Origin of the sequence: Arthrobacter sp. BB-1 (genome assembly GCF_006151685.1) — a bacterium.
In the GTDB taxonomy this organism is placed as follows: domain Bacteria; phylum Actinomycetota; class Actinomycetes; order Actinomycetales; family Micrococcaceae; genus Arthrobacter.
In genome coordinates this window covers 54,357-62,258 of the sequence record NZ_VDEV01000014.1, presented here as the reverse complement: position 1 = coordinate 62,258, position 7,902 = coordinate 54,357, and the positions used below count along the sequence as shown (strand labels likewise).

The 7,902-nt window shown below is 66.1% G+C and carries 7 protein-coding genes; 3 read left to right on the top strand and 4 right to left on the bottom strand.

Translation table 11 applies throughout. The features are described 5' to 3' along the window. Positions 1–126: 126 nt before the first annotated feature. Together FHJ30_RS08530 and FHJ30_RS08525 are read left to right on the top strand one after the other, a co-directional pair. Positions 127–879, top strand: a complete 753-nt coding sequence (locus FHJ30_RS08530; protein WP_139028879.1) for a DUF4191 domain-containing protein — start codon at positions 127–129, stop codon at positions 877–879. Between the two features lie 83 nt (positions 880–962). Further along, positions 963–1,316 (top strand): DUF3817 domain-containing protein, encoded by a 354-nt coding sequence (locus FHJ30_RS08525; protein WP_139028878.1) that lies wholly within the window; start codon positions 963–965, stop codon positions 1,314–1,316. Between the two features lie 43 nt (positions 1,317–1,359). Here FHJ30_RS08525 and FHJ30_RS08520 read toward each other — a convergent pair whose 3' ends face one another. After that, positions 1,360–1,797: an RDD family protein gene (locus tag FHJ30_RS08520; RefSeq protein ID WP_139028877.1), complete on the bottom strand. Its 438-nt coding sequence runs from the start codon at positions 1,795–1,797 to the stop codon at positions 1,360–1,362. A gap of 317 nt (positions 1,798–2,114) precedes the next feature. Here FHJ30_RS08520 and glnA point away from each other — a divergent pair, with 317 nt between their 5' ends. Next, a complete protein-coding gene (gene glnA, locus FHJ30_RS08515) occupies positions 2,115–3,539 on the top strand; it encodes a type I glutamate--ammonia ligase (protein WP_139028876.1) in 1,425 nt (474 codons plus the stop codon). Positions 3,540–3,835: 296 nt separating this feature from the next. Here the strand turns inward: glnA and FHJ30_RS08510 are convergent, their stop codons facing one another. The 3 genes from FHJ30_RS08510 to FHJ30_RS08500 all read right to left on the bottom strand — a co-directional run bounded on the left by FHJ30_RS08510 (position 3,836) and on the right by FHJ30_RS08500 (position 7,901). Further along, positions 3,836–4,360 carry a GNAT family N-acetyltransferase gene (locus tag FHJ30_RS08510; protein WP_139028875.1) on the bottom strand — a complete coding sequence of 175 codons (525 nt, stop codon included), beginning with the start codon at positions 4,358–4,360 and terminating at the stop codon, positions 3,836–3,838. A gap of 5 nt (positions 4,361–4,365) precedes the next feature. Beyond that, entirely contained in the window at positions 4,366–4,809 is a 444-nt protein-coding gene (locus FHJ30_RS08505; protein WP_139028874.1) for a VOC family protein, read from the bottom strand. 80 nt (positions 4,810–4,889) lie between these two features. Continuing rightward, positions 4,890–7,901, bottom strand: coding sequence for a bifunctional [glutamine synthetase] adenylyltransferase/[glutamine synthetase]-adenylyl-L-tyrosine phosphorylase (locus FHJ30_RS08500; protein WP_139028873.1), 3,012 nt, complete (start codon positions 7,899–7,901; stop codon positions 4,890–4,892). Position 7,902: the final 1 nt, after the last annotated feature.

Sequence of the window (7,902 nt, the reverse complement as noted above, 5' to 3'; positions counted from 1 at the left end):
AAGCTCACTGCTCGCAGCCCGCTCCTGAGCTGCCCGCCTCCACAAAAACACCGCGCGAGCCAAGGGCCGGCACCGGAAGACTCCGGTGCCGGCCCTTGGGCTTTGGTCACGTAGAATTGAGGGACTATGGCGAAATCCCCTGATTCCAGCAACTCCACTCCGTCTGGCTCCAGCGCAGTCAAGCGTGGCCTCTTCTCCCGGAAGCCCAAAGAGGCGAAGGCCAAGAAGCCCAGCCGGCTCAAGCAGATCGGCGAAGTCTTCACCATGACCCGCCGTCATGACCCGATGGTCCCGTGGCTTATGCTGCTGGTCTTCCTTGGTGTTGTGGCTGTCAGCTTCCTGGTGGGCTTCTGGCTGGACAACTGGATCACCGGCCTTATCATCGGCATCCCGCTGGGCCTTCTCGGCGCCACGTTCATCTTGTCGCGCCGGGCCGAGCGCGCCGCCTTCGCGCAGATTGAGGACCAGCCCGGTGCCTCCGGCGCTGCGCTGGGCACGCTGCGGCGCGGCTGGATCACCGAGGAACAGCCTGTTGCCGTTAACCCGCGCACGCAGGACGCCGTCTTCCGCGCCATCGGCCGTCCCGGCGTCGTACTCGTCAGCGAAGGCCCCACGCACCGGGTCAAGCCGCTGCTGGAGGCCGAACGCAAGCGCCTGGCACGCATCCTGCCCAACGTCACCGTGCACGTGATCGAAAGCGGCCGCGGCGAGGGCCAGGTGCCGCTCAGCGAGGTGGCGAAGAAGATGGGCAAACTCAAGAAGGAACTAACCAAGCTTGAGGTGAACGCCGTGTCCAAGCGGATCTCGTCGCTGGGCAACCGCCTCCCCATTCCCAAGGGCATCGACCCCTACAAGGCGCGTCCCAACCGCGGACGCTAGGTTTTGATCCCGCCCCGGTTCCGGCTTCAGCCGGCAGCCGGGGCGTTTTCTTTGCAGCCCCCAGGGCAGGACAGGACATCACCATGAACATGACCACAGCAGTGATCCGCGCGTTCCGGATCCTGGCCGTCGCGGAAGCCTTCAGCTGGGTTGCCCTGCTGGTCGGCATGTACTTCAAGTGGATTGCCGGCACCACGGAAATCGGCGTCCAGGTAGCGGGGCCCATCCACGGGGCCCTGTTCGTGGGGTATGGCGTCTGTGCCTTGGCACTCTGGCGGCTGCAGCGTTGGCCCTTTGTGGTGGCCCTGTTCGCAGGCCTGTCCGCGGTGTTCCCGTTCGCCACGGTCCTGTTCGAACGGTGGGCAGGCAAACGCGGGCACCTCAGCGCTGCCGGGGCACCGTCCGCCGCTCCCGTCCGGGAGCCAAGCTCCGTCTAGGGGCTGCCGGGTCCGCCCCGTTCCCCTCCCCGGCTTCCCGTGCCTAGCGGCGGACCAGCAGGGTGTTCATTGCCTTGTCATGGAGGCCGCGATGGTCAGGATCGAAAATCACTGCGGGGATTACCAGGCAGAGCAGCAGGGACCTCACCAGAGCGGCCAGCGGACCCGGGGCACCGCCGCCGGCCCTCACCACGTGGATGCCCACCGCACGGTGCCCGATGCTGTAGCCGAGCGTGCCTACCAGCAGGGTTTGTTCGACGGCGAAGATCGCCAGGGTGGCCCAGGCGTCGCCCCCAAAGGCGAAATTGCTGATCAGCAGCGCCACGATCCAGTCGATCATGATGGCGGCGATCCTGCGGCCCGCCCGCGCAATGGAGCCCGGCCCCGACTCCGGCAGTCCCAGGCGCTCCCCCGGGTATTTGGATATGCCCGAGGTGTCGGGGCCGGAGAGCCAGGAGCCGATGTCTTTGCGATCTACCACCGTCCAAGCTTAGCGACTTCCCACCGACCACAGTGTGGATGCGGTTAGACCACAGTGTGGACAGAGGATAGCGTTGCCATATCAGGGCATTCTGTAACCTGCCCGAAACAATGCGGACACGGACGGGAAATGCCGCGTCCATAGGCTGTTACCAGTTTCGAGCAATCCGCCGGAAGGCAACACAGCAGGTAGTACACGGCAGGCAATTGCGGCAGGGTACTGAAGGCAGGGGAACACCGCGTTGTTTCCCTGCCTTCGGATTGCGCTGGATCAGCTGGCTTGCACGCCAGATATTTACATATGCGTTAGGAGCATAGATGTTCAAGACTGCGGACGAAGTCCTCAAGTTCATCAAGGACGAAGATATTAAGTTCGTCGACATCCGTTTCACCGATCTTCCGGGCGTCCAGCAGCACTTCAACGTCCCCGCGAAGAGTGTTGACGCCGACTTCTTCATCAACGGCCAGCTCTTCGACGGATCCTCCATCCGCGGCTTCCAGGGCATTGCAGAGTCTGACATGCAGCTCATCCCCGACGTCACCACGGCGTTCCTGGACACCTTCCGCATGGAGAAGACCCTCGCGCTGAACTTCTCCATCGTGAACCCCCGCACGGGCGATCCCTACCACCGCGACCCCCGCGGCGTTGCCGAGAAGGCTGAAGCGTACCTGGCTTCCACCGGCATCGCGGACACCGCGTTCTTCGCTCCCGAAGCCGAGTTCTTCGTGTTCGACAACGTCCAGTACCAGTCCTCCCCGCAGGGCAGCTTCTACAAGATCGACTCCGAAGAAGCACACTGGAACACCGGCCGTGAGGAAGAGGGCGGAAACCTCGGCTACAAGACCCCCGTCAAGGGCGGTTACTTCCCGGTCTCCCCCACCGACAAGCAGGCTGACCTCCGTGACGCCATGTGTGTTGCACTGGACGAGGCCGGCCTCGAGGTCGAGCGCAGCCACCACGAAGTTGGATCCGCCGGCCAGGCTGAGATCAACTACAAGTTCACGACGCTGACCCACGCTGCCGATGACCTGCAGAAGTTCAAGTACGTCATCAAGAACACCGCAGACGCCTGGGGCAAGTCCGTAACCTTCATGCCCAAGCCGGTCTTCGGCGACAACGGCTCCGGCATGCACTGCCACCAGTCGCTCTGGAACGGCGGCGAGCCGCTGTTCTACGACGAGAAGGGCTACGCCGGCCTGTCCGACACCGCCCGCTGGTACATCGGCGGCCTGCTCAAGCACGCCTCCGCCGTCCTGGCCTTCACCAACCCGACCGTGAACTCCTACCGCCGCCTGGTCAAGGGCTTCGAAGCTCCGGTCAACATGGTCTACTCGCAGGGCAACCGCTCCGCCGGTATCCGTATCCCCATCACGGGCACCAACCCCAAGGCCAAGCGCATCGAGTTCCGCGCGCCGGACCCCTCCTCCAACCCGTACCTGGCGTTCGCTGCCCAGCTGATGGCCGGCATCGACGGCATCCGCAACCGCATCGAGCCCCCGGCTCCGATCGACAAGGACCTCTACGAGCTCCCGGCCGAGGAAGCCAAGGACATCCCCAAGGCACCGGGCACCCTCGAGGAGGCCCTGGAAGCACTGCGCGAGGACAACGAGTTCCTGCAGGCCGGTGGCGTGTTCACCCAGGACCTGATCGACACCTGGATCGAGTACAAGTACGAGAACGAGATCCGCCCGCTGTCGCTGCGCCCGAACCCCTACGAGTTCGAGCTCTACTACGGCGTCTAGTCCAGGACCTGTTCTTCAGGACTCCTAAGACACCAAAGGCGGCCACCGGTTATCCGGTGGCCGCCTTTTGCGTGCCGCCCCTAAGGCCATGCGCGGGAAAGGACCCTGGCCGGGAAGAAAGTATAGGTGGGGGCCCGGTTCCAGACGTGCTGAGACCGGGAACCAGACCCCCTGACGAATGCCCCCCGGGATGAAGACCGTTGCAGCCTTCCCCCCAACAAGGTTGAAGAACACCGCCAATCCACATGATCGGGCAATCGCTTTCTCAGTGCAAACGACGCCCCGCCGCCGAGACGCTATTGTGGCCGAAAACTGCGGAACATGATGCGTTGGGGTCCTGCCGCCCCTCCCGTGTACTGGCCGCGGTCCTCGAAGCCCGCCTGCCGGTAGGCGGACAGGCCCGCAGGATTGGCTTCGTTAACCGAAAGAACGACGCCGGCCTCCGGGGTCTGGTGCCTGGCGGTAAGTTTTCCAGCGGCCGCCACAGCGGCGGCTGCGGCGAGCTGGCCCAGCCCGCGGCCCTGCTCCCGCCTGTCGATCAGGAAACCCCGTAGCAGCCACGCTGACGCCTCGTCCGGCCACCCCGCCAGGCGTGCTGCCCCCGCCTGCAGGGTCAGCACCCCAACAGCCCGGCCGGCGCACTCGATCACGTAAGGCCGCCGCGATTCCTCCGCCAGTCCTGCCAGGGCCATCCGGAACGGGTCGCCGACGAACCGCTCCTGCCCGGGGCCCAGCTCCAGGCCCGCCACCGCACCGAGCTGGACAGCCCGGGCATCGGCGTCGAGGTCCCGGAGCGAAATAAGCCAGACGCTCCGGTCCATGCCGCTCAGGACTGGGGGCCGGCGGAATTGCCGTCCGCCGCGGATTCAGCCGGCGGACCGGCCGGATCCATCCACATCACTTCCCAGAGGTGGCCGTCCGGATCCTGGAAGCTGTGGTTGTACATGAACCCGTAATCCTGCGGCTTCTCGGACGGGGACCCGCCGGAGGACAGTGCGGTCCTCACGGCCTCGTCCACCGCCTCCCGGCTGTCCACCGAGTAGGCGATGATCGCCTCGGCGGAGCCCTTGCTGTCCGCAACGTCCTTGGAGGTGAAGGTTTTGAAGAAGGACTCCACCAGGAACATGACGTACGCGTTCTCGTTGACGATCATGCAGGTGGCATTCTCGTCCGTATAGTCCGGGTTGAAGGAGAAGCCAAGGGCGGTGAAAAAGTCCACCGAGCGTTTCAGGTCTTTGACGGGCAGGTTGAAATAGATTTCGGTAGCCATGGGCCCAAAATAGCACCGGCTCTGACTGGTGTCAGCCATTCGCGGTCACCGCCGGGGAGGCGTCCTGCTGCCTGCCGTGCCTATTGGCCGTAGAAAACCCGTTCGAAGACCGCCCGTGCGCGCCGGCTGACCCGAAGGTAGTCCTCTTCAAGCACGGCTGCCTGTCCCGGCTCGTACCCGCACCAGCGCGCCACCGCTTCCAGGTCGCGGCGGGAGGAGGGCAGGAGGTCCGACGCCTTGCCGCTCCAGATCACGTTGGCGGACCGGATGCGGCTGGCAAGGCGCCAGGCCCGGGCCAGGAGCTCGGCATCCGCGCGGGCCAGCAGGCCAAGCTGGGCGGCGGCCTCCAGAGCCTCGAGCGTGGACGTGGTCCGCAATTCGGGGTGCCGGCCCGCGTGCTGAAGCTGCAGAAGCTGGACCAGCCATTCGACGTCGCTCAATCCGCCGCGGCCCAGTTTCAGGTGCCGTGCGGGGTCGGCTCCCCGGGGCAGCCGTTCTGCCTCCACGCGCGCCTTGATCCGCCTGATTTCCCGCACGTCGGTGTCCGCGATGGTTTCCGGGTACCTGATGGGGTCAATGAGTTCGAGGAAATCCTTGGCCAGATCGTCGTTGCCGGCCATGGGGCGCGCCCTTAGGAGCGCCTGGGCCTCCCAGATCAGGGACCATCGCCGGTAGTACTCGGCAAACGAATCCAGCGAGCGGACCATCGCGCCGTTCTTTCCCTCGGGCCGCAGGTCTGCGTCCATTTGCAGGACGCGCTCGGCCATGATGGCCGGCTTCAGGGGCTGGGTCAGCAGCGTGGAGACCTTCGCGACGATCCGGGCAGCCTGCTCCTGCGCTTCCTCCTGGCTGAAACCGGGCAGTGCCCTGTGCACATACATAACGTCCGCGTCCGAGCCGTAGCCGATCTCGCGGCCGCCCTGCCTGCCCATGGCCACCACCAGGACTGCCGTTTTCAACGGGCCGCCGGCGGAGACGATGCCTTCGGCCACCCGCAGGGCACCCAGCACTGCAGCCCGGTCGGTGTCCGCCAGGGCCGTCCCCACCTGGTCCTGGTCCAGCAGGCCGGCTGAATCGGCCACGGCGATCCGCAGGATCTCCCGCCGCCTGATCAGGCGGATCAGCCGCATGGCGCTCTCCGGATCCGCATGCCGGGACATCTTGGACGTGATCTCCTGCCACTGGGCTTCGAAGCCCACCGGCATCAGGTCCTTGTCGTGGCCCAGCCAGGCGACGGACTCGGGCGAGACCTCCAGGAGATCCGCGATCAGCCTGGAATTCGACAGCATGTGGCACAGGCGTTCTGCTGCGGCGTTGGAGTCCCGGAGCATTCCCAGGTACCAGTGCGTGGTTCCCAGCGCTTCACTGATGCGCCGGAAGGCAAGCAGCCCGGCATCCGGATCCACGCCCTCGGCCAGCCAGTCAAGCAGGATTGGCAGCAGCTGCCGCTGCAGGGCGGCGCGCCTGCTGACACCGGCCGTTAGCGCCTCGATGTGCCGCATGGCACCCTGTGGATCCCGGTATCCGAGGGCGGCAAGCCGGCCCTGGGCGGCTTCCGGGGTCAGTTTGGCGTCCTCGCTGCTGAGCTTGGCGGCCGTGTTGAGCAGCGGCCGGTAGAAGATACGCTCGTGCAGTTCCCGTACTGAACGCTTGGTCTTCTGCCACGTGGCGAGCAACGCGTCCGGGTGGGGCCGCTCGTTTGAGAAGGGCCCCAGCACGGCCTTGGCCAGCGACCGGAGGGCCGGTTCAGCCACCGGCATAAGGTGGGTCCTGCGCAGCTGGAAGAGCTGGATGCGGTGCTCCAGCAGCCGCAGGTACCGATAGGCATTGTCGAACGCGGCCGCGTCGGAGCGGCCAATGTACCCGCCGGCGGACAAGGCAGCGATGGCAGAAGTGGTGTCACGCCGTCGCAGCGTTTCATCTGCCTTCCCATGCACCAGTTGAAGCAGCTGGACAGTGAATTCAACGTCACGGAGGCCCCCGCGGCCCAGTTTGATCTGCCTCTGCTCCTCCGCGGCCGGAATGTGCTCGGTGACCCGGCGGCGCATCGCCTGGACGGATTCAACGAAACCGTCACGGCTCGCGGAACTCCAGATCAGCGGCGCCACGGCTTCCTCGTAGCGGCGGCCCAGGGCGGCGTCACCGGCAATGGTGCGGGCCTTGAGGAGGGCCTGGAACTCCCAGCTTTCGGCCCAGCGGGCGTAGTACGTCTCGTGTGAGGCCAGGGTGCGCACCAGCGGACCGGATTTTCCTTCCGGCCGCAGGTTTGCGTCCACCTCCCAGAGGCCCGGCTCACGTGCGACGGAGGAGATGGCGCGGGATATCCCGCTGGCAAGGGCCGTCCCGATGGTGCTGGCGTGCGCGTCGTCGAGGGACCCGGGGTCCACGACGTAAATGACGTCGACGTCGGAAATATAATTCAGCTCGCGGGCGCCGCATTTGCCCATGCCGATGACGGCAAGCCCGACGGCGGCTACGTCCTCCGCGGCGTACTGCCCGGAGGCCTCGGCGCGCGAGACAGCGAGGGCCGCCTCGATGGCTGCCCCGGCCAGGTCCGCGAGTTCGCCGCCCACAGACGGCAGGAAGTCCAGGGGATCGGCCGCGCACAGGTCCTTGACGGCGAGGTCCACTACTCCCCTGCGGTAGGCCGTGCGCAGGGCGGCATAGGCCTCGGCTCCCGTGCTGGCTGCCACCGGGCGCTCGGCACGCGGGTCGGCGCCAACGGACTGCAGCAGGGCGTCGCGCAGGTCCGCGGGATTTGCCTGCAGCGGCTCAGGACTTGCCCTGACCCGGAAGGCCTCCAGGTGTTCCGGGTGGCGGATGAGGAACTCCCCCAGCGCCTCGGACGCACCGAGCACCCGGTACATGGGCTCGCTGGTGTCGGGGTCGGCGGCGGCGAGGTCCCGCAGCTCCGGGTGCTTTTCGATCAGCCGGACCAGGGACTGCAGGGCAGTGTCCGGGCTGGCTGCCATGTGCAGTCCCGCGAATAGCCTGTCCTGGTCCAGCCCTTCCAGTTCGCGGGCAGCCAGGAACCTTTCGCCCTTTTCAAGGTCGCTGAAACCGGCCGCAATAAGGCGGCGTGCCAGGCTCACG

Coding starts and splice junctions, on each gene's coding strand:
- FHJ30_RS08530 (WP_139028879.1), top strand. CDS start 127: ATGGCGAAATCCCCTGATTCCAGCAACTCCACTCCGTCTGGCTCCAGC.
- glnA (WP_139028876.1), top strand. CDS start 2,115: ATGTTCAAGACTGCGGACGAAGTCCTCAAGTTCATCAAGGACGAAGAT.
- FHJ30_RS08505 (WP_139028874.1), bottom strand. CDS start 4,809: ATGGCTACCGAAATCTATTTCAACCTGCCCGTCAAAGACCTGAAACGC.
- FHJ30_RS08510 (WP_139028875.1), bottom strand. CDS start 4,360: ATGGACCGGAGCGTCTGGCTTATTTCGCTCCGGGACCTCGACGCCGAT.
- FHJ30_RS08525 (WP_139028878.1), top strand. CDS start 963: ATGAACATGACCACAGCAGTGATCCGCGCGTTCCGGATCCTGGCCGTC.